The organism is Peteryoungia rhizophila, assembly GCF_004912145.1.
In the GTDB taxonomy this organism is placed as follows: Bacteria; Pseudomonadota; Alphaproteobacteria; order Rhizobiales; family Rhizobiaceae; genus Allorhizobium; species Allorhizobium rhizophilum.
On record NZ_STGT01000002.1, the window covers coordinates 418,929 to 436,348 of the forward strand.

The following is a 17,420-nucleotide window of genomic DNA, read 5'->3' on the forward strand; positions in this document are numbered from 1 at the left end:
CTTACTGTTCCAATTCCAGCATGATCACGGCGAGCGGCGGCAGGGTCACACCTGCTTTTGCCCATCCGCTTCCCGTGGCATGCGCCTCCACGCGACCACCATTGCCCTTGCCGCTACCGCCATAGATTTCGGCATCGGTATTCAGTATCTCACGCCAACGGCCGGCCGCAGGCAAGCTCAATTCGTAGCGTTCATGAAAGGTCGGAGTGAGATTGCAGATGACGGCGATCGGCTTTTCACCGGGTGCCTTGCGCAGCCAGGCAAAAACCGAATTGTCCTGGTCGTCGCCGACGATCCATTCGAAGCCCTCACCCTCGCAGTCACGGGCATGAAGTGCGGCCTTCGCGCGATAGGTCAGGTTGAGATCACGCACGAGGCGGCGCATGCCTTCATGCGGCGCGTAATCGAGCAGGTTCCAATCGAGTGAGCGCTCCTCCGACCATTCGCCCCACTGGGCGAATTCCTGGCCCATGAACAGCAGCTTCTTGCCGGGATGGCCCCACATCAAGCCGTAATAGGCACGGAGATTGGCGAATTTTTGCCAGTCGTCGCCGGGCATCTTGGCGATCATCGAACCCTTGCCGTGCACGACTTCGTCATGGGAAATTGGCAGGACGAAGTTTTCCGAGAAGGCGTAGAGCAGGCCAAATGTCAGTTCGTTGTGGTGGTGCTTCCGGTAGATCGGGTCCCGAGCGAAATAGCTCAGTGTGTCGTGCATGAAACCCATGTTCCACTTGAAGCCGAAGCCGAGCCCACCTTCGTGGACGGGCTGCGAGACCTTGGGCCAGGAGGTGCTCTCCTCAGCAATGGTCATGATGCCGGGGTGGCTGCCATAGGCATGGTGGTTCATCTGCTGGAGGAAGCGGACCGCCTCCAGGTTTTCGCGGCCACCATACTCGTTGGGGATCCACTCGCCTTCCTTGCGCGAATAATCCAGGTAGAGCATCGAGGCAACGGCATCGACGCGTAGCCCGTCGAGATGGAATTTCTCGGCCCAGTAAAGCGCGTTGTTGATCAGGTAGGACAGGACTTCCTGTCGGCCGAAATTGTAGATCGCCGTGTTCCAGTCCGGGTGAAAGCCCTGGCGCGGATCGGCATGTTCATAGAGCGCGGTGCCGTCGAAGTGGCGCAGCCCGTGCGCGTCGGTCGGAAAGTGTGCCGGCACCCAGTCGAGGATGACGCCGAGGCCGACCTTGTGGCAACCGTTGACGAAGCGGGCGAAACCCTCCGGCTCGCCGAAGCGGGCGCTCGGCGCATAGAGGCCGGTCGTCTGGTAACCCCAGGAGGGATCGTAGGGGTGCTCGGTGACCGGCATGAATTCGATATGGCTGAAGCCCATGTCGACGCAGTAGGGGATAAGCCGGGCCGCCATTTCATCCCAGGACAGCATGGAGCCGTCGTCGCGGCGTTGCCACGAGCCGGCATGGACCTCGTAGATGGAGATCGGCTGACGGCGCTGGTCGATGCTCGCCCAGTGCTTGCGATGCGCTTCGTCATCCCAGGCCTGTTCAAGCTCTGCGGTGGTGACGGAGGCGTTCTTCGGGCGAAGCTCCGCGCGGCGGGCAAAAGGGTCGGCTTTCAGCGGCTGAAGTTCGCCATGCGGGCCGACGATCTCGAACTTGTAAGTGGCGCCGGCACGCACGTCGGGCGCGAAGATTTCCCAGATGCCGGTATCGCGGCGCAGGCGCATGACATGCCGGCGGCCGTCCCAATCGTTGAAATCGCCGACAACCGAAACACGGCGCGCATTGGGGGCCCAGACGGCAAAGTGGAATCCATCGACGCCTTGGTGCTTGATCGGGTGGGCGCCCATCTTGTCGAAGAGGCGCAAGTGCGAGCCTTCTTTGATGAAGTAATCGTCCATCGGCCCGAGGATCGGCCAGAAACTGTAGGGGTCGGTCACCGTCCATTCGGCGTCGCCCCGCGTGGCGCGGTAGCGGACCGGCAGGACGCCATCTAGCTTGACGGGTCCGGAGAAGAAACCGGCGTCGTGATGCCGGACCAGCTCGCCGAGCTGCTCTCCTGCGAGATTGTAGGCGACCACGGTCTCGGCGCCGGGGATGAAGCAGCGGGCGACATGGCCCTTGCCTGCCTCGTGGACCCCGAGAAAGGCAAAGGGATCGCCGTGGGATCCGTGGATGATCGCTTCGATTTCTGCTGCCGACGGTGTGTCCGGCTTCGCTACGTCACCGCTCCTCTTCGGTGATTTTGCCATCAAGCTCTCCAGATGTCCGCATTGTACTGCCGGATGGTACGGTCCGACGAGAACCAGCCCATGCGCGCCGTGTTGCGGATGGTCTTGGAATACCAGGCAGACGTATCGGTCCAGATATCGTCCACCTGACGCTGTGCCTGGGCATAGGCGTCGAAATCGGCGGCGACCATGAACCAGTCATGCTGGTAGATGCCCTGCATCAACTCGGCGTAACGGTCGCGATCGTCGGGCGAAAAGACGCCCGATGCGATCGAGGACAATGCCTGCTGCAGTTCGCGCGAGGCGTCGATTGCGGCGCGGGGATTGTGCCCCTCGGCGCGCACGCGACCGACCTCGTCTGCGGTCATTCCAAAAATCACGATGTTCTCCTCGCCCACATGATCGCGCATTTCGACATTGGCGCCGTCGAGCGTTCCAATGGTCAGTGCACCGTTCAACGCAAACTTCATGTTGCCGGTTCCGGACGCTTCCATGCCGGCGGTGGAAATCTGCTCGGAGAGGTCGGCCGCGGGGACCATGACTTCGGCAAGAGAGACGTTGTAGTTCGGGATGAAGACGACCTTGAGCAGGCCTCGGACCGATGGATCGGTGTTGATGACGCGGGCGACATCGTTGGCAAGTTTGATGATCAGCTTGGCATTGTGGTAGCTGGGCGCTGCCTTGCCGGCGAAGAGTTTCACGCGTGGAACCCAGTCGCGTTCCGGATGGGAGCGGATCTGGTCGAAGAGGGCGACCGTCTCGATGATGTTGAGAAGCTGGCGCTTGTATTCGTGAATGCGCTTGATCTGGATGTCGAACATCGCATGCGGATCGAGCTTTATGCCCATGCGGCTTGCGACCAGGCCCGCGAGCTTCTGCTTGTTGGCGAATTTCACCGCCGCAAATTTCTGCTGGAAGGCCGCATCGTCGGCAAAGGCATCGAGGTCTTTGAGCTTGGTTGCGTCGTCGAGGAAGGCCGGACCGATCGCTTCCTTCAGCAGGTCGGTCAGGTCAGGATTGCACTGCATGAGCCAGCGGCGCGGTGTGATCCCGTTGGTCTTGTTGTTGATGCGCGTCGGATACAGCTTGTGGAGATCGGAGAAGACCGTCTCCTTCATCAGTTCGGTGTGCAGGGCCGAGACGCCGTTGATCGAGTGGGAGCCCATGAAGGCGAGATTGCCCATGCGCACGCGCCGATCGCCGCTTTCGTCGATCAGCGAGATCTGGCGGATTTCATGGTCGTTGAAACCACGGTTCTTGCGTGCGTCGAGCAGGATCTTGGCATTGATCGCATAGACGAGCTGCATGTGACGCGGCAGGAGGCGTTCGAAGAGCGGGACCGGCCAGCTTTCCAGCGCCTCCGGCAAAAGCGTGTGGTTGGTGTAGGAGAAGGTCTTCGAGGAAATTTCCCAGGCATCATTGAAGGCGACGCCGTGCACGTCGACCAGGAGGCGCATGAGTTCGACGACGGAGACGGCCGGGTGCGTGTCGTTGAGCTGGATCGCGACCTTGTCGGGCATCTGTGCGAGCGTGTTGCCCTGCTGCAGGTGGCGCCGGACGATGTCCTGGAGTGAGGCCGAACAGAAGAAGAATTCCTGGCGCAGGCGCAGTTCCTGGCCGGCCGACGTCGCATCGGCAGGATAGAGAACGCGGGTCAGGGATTCCGCCTTGTTGCTCTCGCGGAGCGCGCCGATGTGGTCCCCGGCGTTGAAGGCGTCGAGCAGAATCGGGTCGATCGGTTGCGCCGACCACAGGCGCAGCGTGTTGACGCGTTCGCCGCGCCAGCCGACAGCCGGCGTATCGAAGGCGGTTGCGATGACGCGTTCGCCCTGTTTCCAGACGTAACGGGGCTCGCCGTCGGGACCTTCCGTTGTCTCGACCGTGCCGCCATAGCCGACTTCATAGGAGCTTTCGCGGCGCTCGAATTCCCAGGGATTGCCATGGGCGAGCCAGCTTTCCGGCAGTTCGACCTGCCAGCCTTCGGCCATCTGCTGGCGGAAGAGGCCATGTACATAACGAATGCCATAGCCATAGGCCGGGATGTTGACGGTCGCCATACTCTCCATGAAGCAGGCGGCGAGACGGCCGAGGCCGCCGTTGCCGAGGGCTGCGTCCGGCTCGAGGCCTGCGATCACGTCGAACTCGACCGAGAGAGACTGCAGCGCCTGGCGCATGTCATCCATCAGGCCCAAGTTCGACATGGCGTCGCGCAACAGGCGGCCGATGAGGAATTCGAGCGATAGGTAATAAACCCGCTTTCCATTGTTCATGTAGGTGTTGCGGGTGGATTCCATCCATGTGTCGATGATGCGGTCACGCACAACGAGGATGGTCGCTGTCAGCCAGTCATGCGGGGTGGCGACCTTGGCATCCTTGCCGATGCTGTAGGTCAGCTTTTCCATGATCTCGCCGGCCAAGGCGTCCGGATCGGAAACTTCGCGCTTGGGAAGGGGAAGGTCGACTTTGTGGGGAGTCTTGATCATCGGTCCGCCTGGCGTTGTTCGTTTCTCCGGGCGGCTCCGATGCGATCGCAGGCGCCGACCCCTGGGACGTCAGTTTACGCATCGAAATGGAACAGTTGCAACAGGGGCGGGCGGGCGCGCTCAATTTTGTTGGAGATGCCTGGAAGGGCTGCAAGTTTATGAATTGACTTGTTTATCCCGACATTGCGAAGATACGATAAGACCGCAGTCTTGGCGACTGCGGTCGAATTTCAGGAAAAATCCAAAACGTTTTGGATGTGGTCAGTTGGTGAGGCGGGTCGAGGCCTGTACCGCCTTGTCTCCGATCTCCTTGAATGCCGCGACCAGTTCGGCAGCATCTTGCGCATCGTAGTAATGCGAGGTGCTAGTCGCGCAGTATTCGAGAAGCGTGCGGCCCTTGCTCGGTGCCATGAAGGCAACAGTGAAAATCTCGACTCCGTCCTTTTTGGCGTTGTCGCAGGTAGCCCGGGTCTTGGTGTCCGCGCTTGAATAGTTGTTGTCGCCGTCGGTCATGAAGACGATAAATTTGCTCGGCACTTGGCCGTTCTTGTTCTTGTGTGCCGTATTCTCTGACGACTTCATTATGTCGGAATAGGCGCGGGCCATTGCATCGGAAGAGTCCGTTCCGCCGTTGGCAACGAGCGCCTGGACATAGTTCAGCGTATGTGTGCTGCCCCAATTGAATGCAACAGGACTGTACATCCGTGCCTCGTAGGAGACGGCGGCGCTACGGACGAACTTATTCTCGGGGTCTGCTGTATCCAGCTGGGTCGTGAGATTGGCAACGGCAAGTTTAAGTGCGTCGATCTTAATAACGTAATTAGCCACGTCGTAGCTGCAGGTCCGTGGATTATTTCGGTTGCCACAGCTATAATAGACGGGCTTCGTCGGCTGGGCCGCATTTATGGTCGAGGTATCCCAGGCCATCGATCCAGACCGGTCAAGAACCAGATACATCGACAAGGCGTTCTTGCTCTCCGTGGTGGCTTGCGCCGTGGCGGTGACTCCTACAGTTACTTCCTTCCAGCCGAGCAGACCGGTCATGCCATTGGTGGGCATCGTGTAGGATGTCGACAGGGTCACGTCGAAGGTCTTGCCCGCCGAGCTGGATTTTCGTTCGATATTACCAACAGCGCCTGCGAGTGGATCCTCATCGGCGGGGACGTCCGAGGTGTCCCCGCTGGCGCCTTGAACCACGTTGTAGAATTGCGCCTTCATGAACTTGCGCGCCAGATCGAGAGCGGCTTCATCCGACATGTTGTTGTTCTTGGCGAGCGCGTTTGCCGCCGACAGCACCGCCGAGTCTGCGGAGTCCTGAAGGGCCGCGCGCACCTGGACCATCCTGTTGTAGTCGAGCGCCACGCCGGCTGTCGCGGCAACTACCGGAATGATCACGGCGGTCGCGATGCCGAAATTGCCGGCGCGGTCGCGGCAAAAGCGCGAGAAAATCGATTTGAACTTGCTGTCAGGTTTAGTCATCATGTCCATCCAAAGGCAGCTTTTGGAAGACCTTAGATCCGATATCTTGTATTCGGCTTAACCGGCTCGCTAAAATTGTAGGGATGTCGCAGTTTCACTGTCTGACCGGCACGACATCCACGGCCTGGTCCGTCTCATGGTTGCCGTAACTCTTCAAAACGCCGATGACCGGTGCCACATCCGCGTAGTCGCGCCCGTAGCCAACCACGATGTGGTCCGTTCCTGCGGCGATGTCGTTGGTCGGGTCCAGCTCCAGCCAGCCGGTCAGCTTGCCGCACCAGATCCTCACCCAGGCATGCATGGCGTCCGCGCCTTCCAGCCGCTCCTTGCCCGGCGGCGGGATGGTGCGCAGAAAGCCGCTGACATAGCCGGCGGGAATGCCGAGGCTGCGCAGTGCAACGATCATCACATGGCTGAAATCCTGGCAGACGCCGCTCTTCTTGGCGAAGGCTTCCGCCGGCGTCGAGTCCACGGTCGTCGCCTCGGCGTCGTACTTGAAATCCTTGTGAATGCGGCGGCAAAGCGTTTCAGCGATCTGGCGCACGGTCATGCTCGGCTTCAGCATGCCGCGGACATAGGCCGATATCGCTTTGTCCCTCGGCAGGCGAGGACTGGTGCCGAGGAAATGGTGCGGGGATTCGGCATCGAGCGACCAGGTCTCGGCGATATCCTGCGGAAGACGGTCGAGGAGCGGTGAGAAGTCGGCGGTCATCGGCTGAGCCTGCACCATGACCCGGGCCTGCATGCGGATGTCGAGCTTTTCGTGCGGACCGCGCAGGATGGCGTGGCTTGCTGGATGGCGGAAGAAATCGGTGAAGGTGGTGATCTCGTCCGGCTCCGGTGTCACCGTGATCGCACCCGCGATGAGGCGCTGGCGATCGGGCAGCGAGAGGGGCAGGAGGCGCAGCATGTGATGCGCGCCCGATGCCGGAACCTCGTAGCGATAGCCGATATGGAGCGAGAGATCGTAAAGCATGGCGTCAGTTCATATAGGTCTGGGCGAGGATGTCGGAGAGCTTCTCCAGTTCCCGCTCCAGATTGGCATAAACCTCTGCCGACATGGCCTCGGGGGTCATGACCGCCAAGCCCGAATGCAGGCGCATGGCCTCGCGGAAGAGGCTCGACATCTGGCCGTTGACCATGGCGTTCGGCAATTGCTCCACCTCGATGCGGATCTCGTTCAGCTGGAAGAGGATCGAGCGCGGGTTGAGGGGATCTAGCGCCAAGAGGTCGGTGACCGTCAGGCGTGCGGTCGAGACGTTGTAGCGGCGGCGGTGCGTCATGACGTTGTCGCCGATCTCCAGGAGCATATCGAGCGCGCCATCGGGTGCATCAGGGCCGGTCATGTGGCCGAGCAGGCGGGTCATGTGCAGGCCGCGTTCGAGGAGGCGGCCGATCGTCAGGAAGCGCCAGCCGGTGAAGCGGTACATGTTTTCATGCACGAGACCGGCAAAGCCTGCGAGCTTGCGCAGGAGGATGGTCATGGCATGCGCCGCATCGTCGCCCGGCTTCACCTTTTCGTGGAAACGCTTGGCGGTCTTCGACAGGTCGTTCAGGGCCAGCCAGCCGTCCGGCGAGAAGCGGTCGCGGATATTGCTCGCCGAATAGACAGCGCTGTCGATATTGCGCAGCAGGCTTTCCGGCACGCCGGACTTGGTGTCGACGTCGATGTCCGAGAGATACTCGCTGACGAAGGCGAGCAGCGGCTGATCCGGATTGGCGCTTTCGGCATAACGGGCGTGCCAGGCGCGCAGGATGCGCAACACGCCTTCGGCGCGCTCGATGTAGCGGCCGAGCCAGAAGAGGTTGTCAGCCGCCCGGCTCGGCAGGCTGCCGGGCATGTTGCGGGTGAAGGTTTCTTCATCCGGAAGAAGCGAGGTGCGGTCGACCGGTTTGTCGGAGACGATCCAGACATCGGCAGCACTGCCGCCTGATTGCATGGCGATCGCCGAAACATCCGAGCCGCTGCCGATGCGGGCAAAGCCGCCGGGCATGATCTGCCAGCCGTTCTTCGTCCGGGCAGCGAAAACGCGGAGCGACATCGGGCGTGGCGTCAGCTTGCCGTCCACGATTGCTGGGGTCGTCGATAGGGTGACGACTTCCTGGCCGACGAGATTGCCGGCTTCGGTCTCCAGCCATTCGGCCGTGGTGCGGCCCTGCGGGTCCTTGTAGCGGGAACCCATGACCGAGCGTCCACCGTCGTCGAAGAAGGGCAGGCGGGAGAAGGCGGAGCCGATGACCATGCGGTCGAGGTGGTTCGCCACGTGCTCGCGTTCGGCCTTCTGGCCGCACCACCAGGTGGCGATGGACGGGAGCTTCAACTCTTCGCCCAGCAGATGGCGCGAGAGTGTGGGCATGAAGGCGAGCAAGGCGCGGGTTTCGAGAATGCCGGAACCCAGCGCATTGACGAAGGTGACGGCACCGTTGCGCAAGGCCTCCACCATGCCGGGCGTGCCGATGTAGGAATTCTGGTCGAGTTCCAAGGGATCGGCGAATGCTGCGTCGAGACGGCGCCAGAGCACGCCGACGGGCTTGAGGCCGGCAACGGTGCGGACCATGACACGGCCATTGACGACCGTCAGGTCTTCGCCTTCGAGCAGCATGATGCCTAGGTAACGGGCGATATAGGCGTGTTCGAAATAGGTCTCGTTGGCCGGACCCGGCGACAAGACGGCGATGCGCTCGTCGCTGTTGCGGGTTCGGGCCTGCAGCGCCTTGCGGAAGGCGCCGAAGAAGGAGGCCAGCCGATGGACATGGGTCTCGGCATAGATGTCGGAAAAGGCGCGAGCAGTGGCGACCCGGTTTTCGAGAGCGAAGCCCGCCCCGGAGGGGGCTTGCGTGCGGTCGGCGAGAACCCACCAGTTGCCGTCAGGGCCACGGCCGATTTCAAAGGAACAGAAATGCAGATAGTGGCCGCCGGCCGGCTTGATGCCGACGAGGGGGCGCAGGAATTCAGGATTCGACGCGATCAGCTGGGGTGGGAGGAAGCCTTCCTGTACCAGCCTGTTGTCCGAGTAGATGTCGGCGACGACGGCTTCCAGCAGGTTCGCCCGCTGCACGAGGCCCTCGGCCAGCACCTGCCATTCGGCATCCGAGATCATCACGGGGATATGGGAAAAGGGCCAGGCCCGCTCGCTCGATCCGCCGCTGCCGTAGGCGCGATAGAAGACGCCGGCATCGCGCAGGTAACGATCGGCCCGGGCGAATCGTTCGTGCAGTTCGTGTTCCGGCATCGTGTCGATGGCCGAGACAAGAGCCTGCCAGACAGGCCGCACATTGCCTTGCGTGTCGAGCATCTCGTCGGCAGCGCCCGCCAGCACGCGATAGCCCGCCGTGTGGGCCTCGCTTTTCGGCGTGTCTGGCGGAGAAAGCTCCGCTGCCGTCTTCTGTGCCATCAGATCAGATACCTTGCGGTCGTCTCAGGTCCAAAGTGTGCGGGAATTCCGGCGACACGGTTTCGGGCCATAGGGGATAGGAGCCGGTTGTATGGCCCCAAGGCTCGAAACGTGCAAGCCGACGGGCTTCCGCTTCATTCCCATTCACAGGGAAAGTGTCGTAGGTCCGGCCTCCGGGATGCGCGACATGATAAACGCAGCCCCCGATCGACCGGGCAGACCATGTATCATAGATGTCGAATGTTAGCGGTGTGTTGACGGGCAGGACCGGATGCAGGCCGGATGACGGTTGCCATGCCTTGTAGCGCACGCCACCCACCGCCACGCCGTTGACACCGGATTTGCGCAGCGGCACCTGACGGCCGTTGCAGGCCACGACGAAGCGTTCGGGGTTGGCTGTCTCCAGCTGCACCTGCAGGCGCTCGACGGATGAGTCCACATACCGGACCGTGCCGCCGGGTGCGCCTTCCTCGCCCATGACATGCCAGGGCTCCAGCGCCTGGCGCAGTTCCAGCTTCGAGTCCTCGTAGGTGACCTCTCCGACGAAGGGGAAGCGGAATTCGAGCTGGGCGGCAAACCATTCCGGCTTGAAGTCGAAACCGTTTTCGCGCAGGTCCGCCAGCACTTCGAGGAAGTCCAGCCAGAGATAATGCGGCAGCATGAAACGATCGTGGAGGCTTGTGCCCCAGCGAACGAAGCGGCCGCCGATCGGGTTCTTCCAGAAGCGGGCGATCAGAGCGCGGACCAGCAATTGCTGGGCGAGCGACATGCGCGCATTCGGCGGCATTTCAAAGCCGCGGAATTCGACGAGGCCGAGACGACCCGTCGGACCATCCGGCGAAAACAGCTTGTCGATGCAGATTTCCGAGCGGTGGGTGTTGCCGGTCACGTCGATCAAGAGATTGCGGAACAGGCGGTCGACCAGCCAGGGCAGGGGCGCTTCTTCACCGCTGGCCGGCACCGGCACCTGGGCCATGGCGATTTCCAGCTCGTAGAGGCTGTCATGGCGGGCTTCGTCGAAGCGCGGCGCCTGGCTGGTCGGGCCGATGAACATGCCGGAGAACATGTATGAGAGCGCCGGGTGGCGCTGCCAGTGGAGAATCAGGCTCTTCAACAGGTCCGGACGGCGCAGGAAGGGGCTGTCGGCGGGGTTGGCGCCGCCGACCACGACATGGTTGCCGCCGCCGGTGCCGGTATGGCGGCCGTCGATCATGAACTTGTCGGCGCCGAGGCGGGTCTGGCGCGCTTCCTCGTAGATGGCATTGGTCGTGGCGACGCAGTCCTGCCAGCTTTCGGCAGGGTGAATGTTGACCTCGATGACGCCCGGGTCCGGGGCGACGCGGATGACATTGATGCGCTCATCCTGCGGGGGGGCGTAACCTTCGATATGGACCGGCAGGCCAAGCCCACGCGCCGCAGTTTCGGCGGCTGCCACCAGTTCGAGGTAATCTTCGACGTCCTCGACCGGCGGCATGAACACACAAAGGCGTCCATCCCGCGCTTCGACGCTCATCGCGGTGCGGACTGCGCCCCTGATGTCCTCGACCGAGCCGGCAATGGTCTGCTCATTGCGGTCTTGCTGGGCTTCACCAGTCCGGCGAGAGACCTCCGGCATGGTCCGGCCTTCGGGCGCTCTTGGGCCAAAATCGCGGGGACCGAAATCGCGGGGACCGAAATTAGGAAGGGGCGAACGGGGGACCGACGGATCTGTGGTGTGGATATAGGGATATTCCGACGGCGGCACGTAAGGCAGGGTGCCGAGCGGCATGCGAAAGCCGATCGGGCTGTCGCCGGGGATGAGGAAGATCTTGCCGCGGCGGGTGCGCCATTTCTCGCTGACCCAGCGGCGGCCTCCCGCCTTGGCGTTCCAGGCCTGGACCGGCAGGATGTAGCCGGTCGGGGTCGTCAGGCCACGTTCGAAGACCTTGGCGATGCGGGCGCGCTCTTCCGCGCTTTCGAGCTTGGAATTCGACGGATCGACGTTTTCCGGTAGGCTGCCTTCCTTGATGATCCACTCGGCCGGATCCTCGAAGGCCGGGATGATCATGTCGGTTTCGATCTCAAGCTCGGCCGCGATGCCTGCCATCAGCGCTTCGGCTTGTTGGTGGGTGACACCGGTGTCCTTGTGTTCGGCGGCGATCAGCGCCGGATCATGCCAGATCGGCTTGCCGTCCTTTCGCCAGTAGAGCGAAAAGGTCCAGCGCGGCAGGCTTTCGCCCGGATACCACTTGCCCTGGCCGTAATGCAGAAAGCCGCCAGGGGCGAATTTTTGGCGCAACCGGCGAATGAGCTGATCGGCGAGGTCGCGTTTGGTCGGGCCGACGGCATCGGTGTTCCATTCGGCGGACTGGAAATCGTCGATCGACACGAAGGTCGGCTCGCCGCCCATGGTGAGCCGCACGTCATGGGCTTTCAGGTCGGCATCGACTTTCTGTCCGAGTGCATTCAGGGCGTCCCAGCTGTCGTCCGAGAAAGGCTTGGTGATGCGCGGGTGCTCGGCGACGCGTTTCACCTGCATGTCAAAGGCGAATTCGGTATTGGCCTGGCCGACATAGCCGCCGGAGATGGGAGCGGCATTCTTGTAGTGGGGGGTGGCCGCCAGAGGAATATGGCTTTCACCCGTCAGAAGGCCCGAAGTCGGGTCGAGGCCGATCCATCCGGCGCCGGGAATATAGACTTCCGCCCAGGCATGCAGGTCGGTGAAATCCACTTCTGTCCCCGAGGGGCCATCGAGCGCCTTTAGATCCGGTGCGAGTTGGATGAGATAACCGGAGACGAAGCGGGCGGCGAGGCCGAGGCGGCGCAGGATCTGGACGAGCAGCCAGCTCGAATCGCGGCAGGATCCGCGCGCGGAGGTCAGCGTTTCCTCGGGCGTCTGCACGCCCGGCTCCATGCGGATGACATAACCCACGTCATGCTGCAGGCGGGCGTTCAGCCCGACCACCATATCGACCGTGCCCTGGCCAGGCGTCATGTCGACGGTCGCCATGAAGGCATCCAGCGCCGGGGACGAGGGTTCGGGCGTCATGTAAATCTTCAGGTCGTCGCGCAGGTCTTCGGGATAGTCGAAGGGCCATGTGACCGCGACTTCCTCGGTGAAGAAGTCGAAGGGATTGTAGACCGTCATGTCGGCGACGAGATCGACCTCGATCTTGAACTCGGTCACCGGGTCCGGGAAGACGAAGCGGGCGAGGTAGTTTCCGTAGGGGTCCTGCTGAAGATTGACGAAGTGGTTTTCGGGCGTGACCTTCAGCGAATGCGAGAGAACCTTGGTACGGGAATGGGCGGCAGGCTTCAGCCGTATGATCTGCGGTCCGAGCTGGACTGGGTTGTCATACTTGTAGTGGGTGAGGTGGTAGATGCTTGCCTTGATCGCCATTCTTTACCGCTTCGCTGTTCGCCTTGCCGTTTTTTCCGGCTTGCATCGATCTTGTGCAATGCAGCGCCATAAAGCAAGCGGCCCGGAGAGCCTAAGCTTCCGGGCCAACGTGTTTCGATGTTGCAGCAATCAGCTGCGGCCGAATTCGTCGACCAGACGGATGATGTCGTCCTCGCCGAGATAGGAGCCCGTCTGGACCTCGATCACCTCGAGGCGGATCTTGCCCGGATTGGCCAGACGGTGCACCGATCCTTGCGGAATATAGATCGACTGATTCTCGTGCAGGACGGTGACCTTGTCGTCGATCGTGACTTCCGCCGTGCCGCGCACGCAAACCCAATGTTCGGCGCGGTGGTGATGCTTCTGCAGCGAGAGCTTCTTTTCCGGATGGACGAAGAGACGCTTCACCTGGAAGCGGTCGCCGTTGAGGATAGAGGTGTAACCGCCCCAGGGGCGCAGCGCCGTTGGGTGGTTCTCGGTGAGATGCGCCGTGTCCTTGTCGGCGGCGAGCATCTTGACGAGGTTGCCGACGTCCTGGCTGCGGTCGAGGCGACCGACATAGACGGCGTCTTCCGAGGCGATGACGGCGACGCCTTCCATACCCTGGACGGCGAGATGGGCATTGCGCGACATGATCAGCGAGTTGGTGGTGTCGGAGACGGTGGCGTTGCCGTTGACCACATTGCCATGCTCGTCGCCTTCTGCGAGCTTCCAGATCGCATCCCAGCTGCCGAGGTCCGACCAAATGATCGGCGAAGGCACCACGGCGGCATTGGGGGTCTTTTCCATGACGGCATAGTCAATGGAAATGCTGGGGCTGGTCGCAAAGCTTTCCGCATCCAGACGCGTGAAGTCGAGGTCGCCCTTGGCGTTTTCGATCGACTTCTCGACGGCCGCCAGAACTTCCGGCGCGAGCGCCTCCAGCTCGGAAATCATCTGGCCGGCGGAGAAGACGAACATGCCGGAGTTCCAGGCATAGTTGCCGCTCGCGAGCATTTTTTCGGCGACATCGGCATTGGGCTTTTCGACGAAACGCGCGACCTTGTTGACGCCGCCACCGAGCTCCTCGCCGATCTCGATATAGCCGTAGCCGGTCGCAGGCTCGGTGGGCGTGATGCCGAAGGTGACGATCTTGCCAACGCGGGCCGCATCGGCTGCCTTGCGGACGCAGGCGCGGTAGGTGTCGTCGACCGTGATTTCGTGGTCGGAGGGCAGGATCTGGATCAGGGTCTCAGGTCCGTGGCGCTGGCTGACGATAACGGCCGCAGCCGCCACGGCTGCTGCCGTGTTGCGCGCCTCTGGTTCCAGAATGATGCCATCCAGCTTGACGCCCAGTTCGCGCGCCTGCTCGGCCACCAGAAAGCGGAAGTCCTCATTGGTGACGACGATCGGCGCGTCATAGATCTTGTCGTCTGAAACGCGGGCCAGGGTCTTCTGCAGCAGTGTCTCGTCGCCGAGGAAGCGGATGAACTGCTTGGCAGCGGCTGCGCGTGACAGCGGCCAGAGCCGGGTTCCCTTGCCGCCGGCCATGATGACCGGCACGATCTTGATGCTCATAACTTCTTGCCTTTCGATGTCTTGCCGGGACGAAAAGTCTTCTGCCTTCGCCCTGTTCGACGTATCTTCTTAACGCATTATGCAACGCGGTCGCGGCGGTTTTGTTACATGTTTGGTCGAATGTTCCAAGCCCGGCGAGCGGATAGCCTTGCCCGAACATCGCGCCATTATCAATGATGCGTAACGATCTGGCGGGCGCTATGCTGGTTGTGTCGCAGCGCCCGCTGCGGTCCCTGCGTTTCCCATCTGAAGAGAGTGTGCCTTGTCCGCATCCCGCCCGTTGTTTCCCGTGCCGTCCGCCCCGCTCGTTCCGATCCTCGGGCTCGACGAAGGCTTTCCGATCCACCGCATCTTCTGTGTGGGACGCAATTACGCGGCGCATGCTGCAGAGCTCGGCAATACGGTCGACCGTGTCGCGCCATTCTACTTTACCAAACCGCCGACCGGTCTCGCTCTCGAAGGCGGCACAATCGCCTATCCGCCGGGAACGGAGGACTATCACCACGAGATCGAGCTGGTTATCGCGATCGGCGCGCCGGCCTTCCGCGTGTCAGCTGAAGAGGCGATGAACGCCGTGTTCGGTTATGCCGTCGGCCTCGACATGACGCGCCGCGACCTGCAGCAGATGATGAAGGACAAGCAGCGGCCCTGGGATATCGCCAAAGCCTTCGAGGACTCGGCCGTGATCGGGCCGATTACGCAGGCTGCGGACTTCGCGCCCGCCGCGCAGCGGATATCGCTTCTCGTCAATGACGGGCTGCGGCAGGAGGGGCATCTCTCCGACATGATCTGGTCGGTGCCCGATATCATCAGCCATCTTTCGCGTTACTATCATCTGACGCCGGGTGACCTGATCTTCACCGGCACGCCGTCTGGTGTCGGCGCGCTCCAGCCGGGCGACCGGCTTGAAGGCGCCGTCGAAGGCCTTTCGCCGATCACCGTCACCATTGGACCGGCAGCCTGACATGGCTTTCCCGGAGGAAGGGCAGGGCCCGGTGCTGGTGCCGGGCCGCGATTGCGGCAGCTGTTCGCTCTGCTGCATCCTTCCCGACATCGCAGAATTCGACAAACCGGCGAACCAACCCTGTCGCCACTGTCTGCCCGGCGGCGGCTGCGACGCCTATGACGTCAGACCTTCGACCTGCCGCGAGTTCTACTGTCTCTGGCGCACGGACCCGACGCTCGGGGACGATTGGGAGCCTAGGCTGAGCCGGATGATGCTGTATGCGCAGGGGCCGCAATTGACGGTGCTGGTGGAGCCGGAGGCGGGCGCGATCTGGCTGGAAGCGCCTTATCTCGGCTGGCTCGAGGCGCGGGCACGGGCGGTGAAGCCTGAGGGTGGTTATGTAGTGGTTTATAGTGCTGAGTCTCTGGTCGTTTTCAAGTGATCCCCTCCTTATGCGCGGGCTGTGATCCAAGCGAATTCAAGGTTTGAACCTCTTTGTGGTCGGGCTTCTTCCCACGCCTAGTCGCCTCAACGATCTCCAAAACCTTGCGCTGGATTGTGTCGTTGAAATCATCCAGCTTGTAGTTCGACTGAAAGTATTCAAGGCACTGTACTTCTTTCGCCCACCGTGCCTCCGGATCGGTAATCGCGACGACGAACCTATCCGCTAACTCTGCCGGATCATCGCTTGTCAGATCGATCTGCGCGAGTTCCGCTTCGCTCAACGCTCCGTCGAAGGCGTGCGTGGTGCCGAGGGGCACGCGACCGTGTGCAAGCGCCTCCAGGACCTTAATCTTCGTGCCCCCACCCCAAGTGATCGGCGTGGCAATGACGGCGGCCTGGTCGTATTCGCGCGCCAAGTCGTCCACGAACCCCAGAACTTCGACATTGTGGCTGCGGCCCCAGTTTCGGGACAAGGCGGCATGCGAGCGCCCTGCGATGCGTAGCTTGGCTTCGGGTAGTCGCCCAACTATTATTGGCCAGCAGTATCTGAGAAACCAAGTCATCCCATCCGAGTTCTGCCTCGCTGTCCATTCGCCAACACCGAACACTGTCTTCGATCCGGCAGGCGATCTGGGCAGGGGAGGGATGCTGCCTCCCTCTCTGGTGAGTGGAAGGTTCGGCAAGGTCGTCGTGATGTTGCTGGCCAGTGATTGCGTGTCCTTATCCGAGGCAAGAAAGATATGATCTGCCCTGGTCAGCAGTCGAGACGCCAGGCGATCAGATCCCAGTTTCATTCTCCCCAGCATTGCTCTCGCCGGCAAATCCCAGTGTGGTGTCATGGCGAGTTGGCTCCGGATTCTACTCGGCTCCCAATCGTCTGCGTCTACCAGCAGGGGTAGTTCGTCGATGTCCAACAAGCCTGAGACCGCCGTCGCGCGGCTCAATCTGCCAACAACTAGGTCGAAGCGTCTACTCTCCGCGAGGTCTTGAAGAGCGCGTGCCGCAGTTCCACTGACTTCGATTCCCGCGGCGGCCAGATCATCTCGATAGAACATCCGAAGGGCTCGAAGCACTTTATTCAGCCGCTTCCGGATGCCTTTGTTGAAAAAATTTATGGAGCGCTCGACATTCCAGTTCATCGCATGATCAAATCTATTGATCTCATCCTCGATAAAGTGGTCTTCGCCCCGATAATTTAGATAGAAGAGACTGACTTCTCCAATCGCACTCAATGCGTCGATGATAAGCTTCGAGCGGATTGCTCCACCACTCCTATCAATCGGAAATGGTGGGAAGGCAGTCACAAAGAGAAAGCGCATCAAAGAGTCCTGACTCACCAAGCCCGCGAGACCATAATGGCTGGCCGTGAGGCTTAGTTTTAATTGGCGCATTCTCAGGCTGTCGAGTACCTCGTTGGACCAGCATCTCCCTAAGCCAATTGGGTAATCGTTGCGGCTGACGAGCGCCAAGCTGACGGCATAAACTGCGAGAGCTTGTTCGAAAACACGGTAAGCCTCCAAGAGGCCAAAACCAAAGAGGGCTT

At 61.5% G+C, this 17,420-nt stretch carries 10 protein-coding genes; 2 read left to right on the plus strand and 8 right to left on the minus strand.

Annotation, left to right across the window (positions count from 1 at the left end; all coding sequences use genetic code 11):
- Position 1: 1 nt before the first annotated feature.
- The 7 genes from glgB to E9677_RS07970 form a co-directional block, all read right to left on the minus strand.
- Positions 2-2,215: a 1,4-alpha-glucan branching protein GlgB gene (gene glgB, locus E9677_RS07940; protein WP_136557565.1), complete on the minus strand. Its 2,214-nt coding sequence runs from the start codon at positions 2,213-2,215 to the stop codon at positions 2-4.
- Entirely contained in the window at positions 2,215-4,677 is a 2,463-nt protein-coding gene (locus E9677_RS07945; protein WP_136557566.1) for a glycogen/starch/alpha-glucan phosphorylase, read from the minus strand. Before E9677_RS07945 ends, glgB begins: the two co-directional genes overlap by 1 nt.
- A 261-nt stretch (positions 4,678-4,938) precedes the next feature.
- On the minus strand, positions 4,939-6,156 hold the full coding sequence (locus E9677_RS07950) for a TadE/TadG family type IV pilus assembly protein (RefSeq protein ID WP_205910117.1): 1,218 nt from the start codon (positions 6,154-6,156) through the stop codon (positions 4,939-4,941).
- Positions 6,157-6,250: 94 nt separating this feature from the next.
- Positions 6,251-7,132: a transglutaminase family protein gene (locus tag E9677_RS07955; protein WP_136557568.1), complete on the minus strand. Its 882-nt coding sequence runs from the start codon at positions 7,130-7,132 to the stop codon at positions 6,251-6,253.
- Positions 7,133-7,136: 4 nt separating this feature from the next.
- Positions 7,137-9,551 (minus strand): circularly permuted type 2 ATP-grasp protein, encoded by a 2,415-nt coding sequence (locus E9677_RS07960; RefSeq protein ID WP_136557569.1) that lies wholly within the window; start codon positions 9,549-9,551, stop codon positions 7,137-7,139.
- Positions 9,552-9,555: 4 nt separating this feature from the next.
- The gene (locus E9677_RS07965) at positions 9,556-12,930 is read right to left on the minus strand and encodes a transglutaminase family protein (RefSeq protein WP_136557570.1); all 3,375 of its coding nucleotides are present in this window, start codon (positions 12,928-12,930) and stop codon (positions 9,556-9,558) included.
- A 129-nt stretch (positions 12,931-13,059) separates the two neighbouring features.
- Positions 13,060-14,487 carry a mannose-1-phosphate guanylyltransferase/mannose-6-phosphate isomerase gene (locus E9677_RS07970; RefSeq protein WP_136557571.1) on the minus strand — a complete coding sequence of 476 codons (1,428 nt, stop codon included), beginning with the start codon at positions 14,485-14,487 and terminating at the stop codon, positions 13,060-13,062.
- Between the two features lie 262 nt (positions 14,488-14,749).
- On the opposite strand from E9677_RS07970, the gene E9677_RS07975 reads away from it, so the two are divergent.
- Both E9677_RS07975 and E9677_RS07980 read left to right on the plus strand, forming a co-directional pair.
- Complete coding sequence (locus tag E9677_RS07975; protein ID WP_136557572.1) at positions 14,750-15,451, plus strand: fumarylacetoacetate hydrolase family protein; 702 nt, start codon at positions 14,750-14,752, stop codon at positions 15,449-15,451.
- 1 nt (position 15,452) lies between these two features.
- On the plus strand, positions 15,453-15,875 hold the full coding sequence (locus E9677_RS07980; protein WP_136557573.1) for a hypothetical protein: 423 nt from the start codon (positions 15,453-15,455) through the stop codon (positions 15,873-15,875).
- Here E9677_RS07980 and E9677_RS07985 read toward each other — a convergent pair.
- Complete coding sequence (locus E9677_RS07985; protein ID WP_136557574.1) at positions 15,868-17,397, minus strand: glycosyltransferase; 1,530 nt, start codon at positions 17,395-17,397, stop codon at positions 15,868-15,870. The genes E9677_RS07980 and E9677_RS07985 overlap by 8 nt on opposite strands.
- Positions 17,398-17,420: the final 23 nt, after the last annotated feature.

Bases quoted from the DNA above. Each gene is read 5' to 3' on its own strand.
- E9677_RS07955 (WP_136557568.1), bottom strand. From the start codon at position 7,132: ATGCTTTACGATCTCTCGCTCCATATCGGCTATCGCTACGAGGTTCCG.
- E9677_RS07950 (WP_205910117.1), bottom strand. From the start codon at position 6,156: ATGACTAAACCTGACAGCAAGTTCAAATCGATTTTCTCGCGCTTTTGC.
- E9677_RS07965 (WP_136557570.1), bottom strand. From the start codon at position 12,930: ATGGCGATCAAGGCAAGCATCTACCACCTCACCCACTACAAGTATGAC.
- E9677_RS07980 (WP_136557573.1), top strand. From the start codon at position 15,453: ATGGCTTTCCCGGAGGAAGGGCAGGGCCCGGTGCTGGTGCCGGGCCGC.
- E9677_RS07960 (WP_136557569.1), bottom strand. From the start codon at position 9,551: ATGGCACAGAAGACGGCAGCGGAGCTTTCTCCGCCAGACACGCCGAAA.
- E9677_RS07945 (WP_136557566.1), bottom strand. From the start codon at position 4,677: ATGATCAAGACTCCCCACAAAGTCGACCTTCCCCTTCCCAAGCGCGAA.
- E9677_RS07970 (WP_136557571.1), bottom strand. From the start codon at position 14,487: ATGAGCATCAAGATCGTGCCGGTCATCATGGCCGGCGGCAAGGGAACC.
- glgB (WP_136557565.1), bottom strand. From the start codon at position 2,215: ATGGCAAAATCACCGAAGAGGAGCGGTGACGTAGCGAAGCCGGACACA.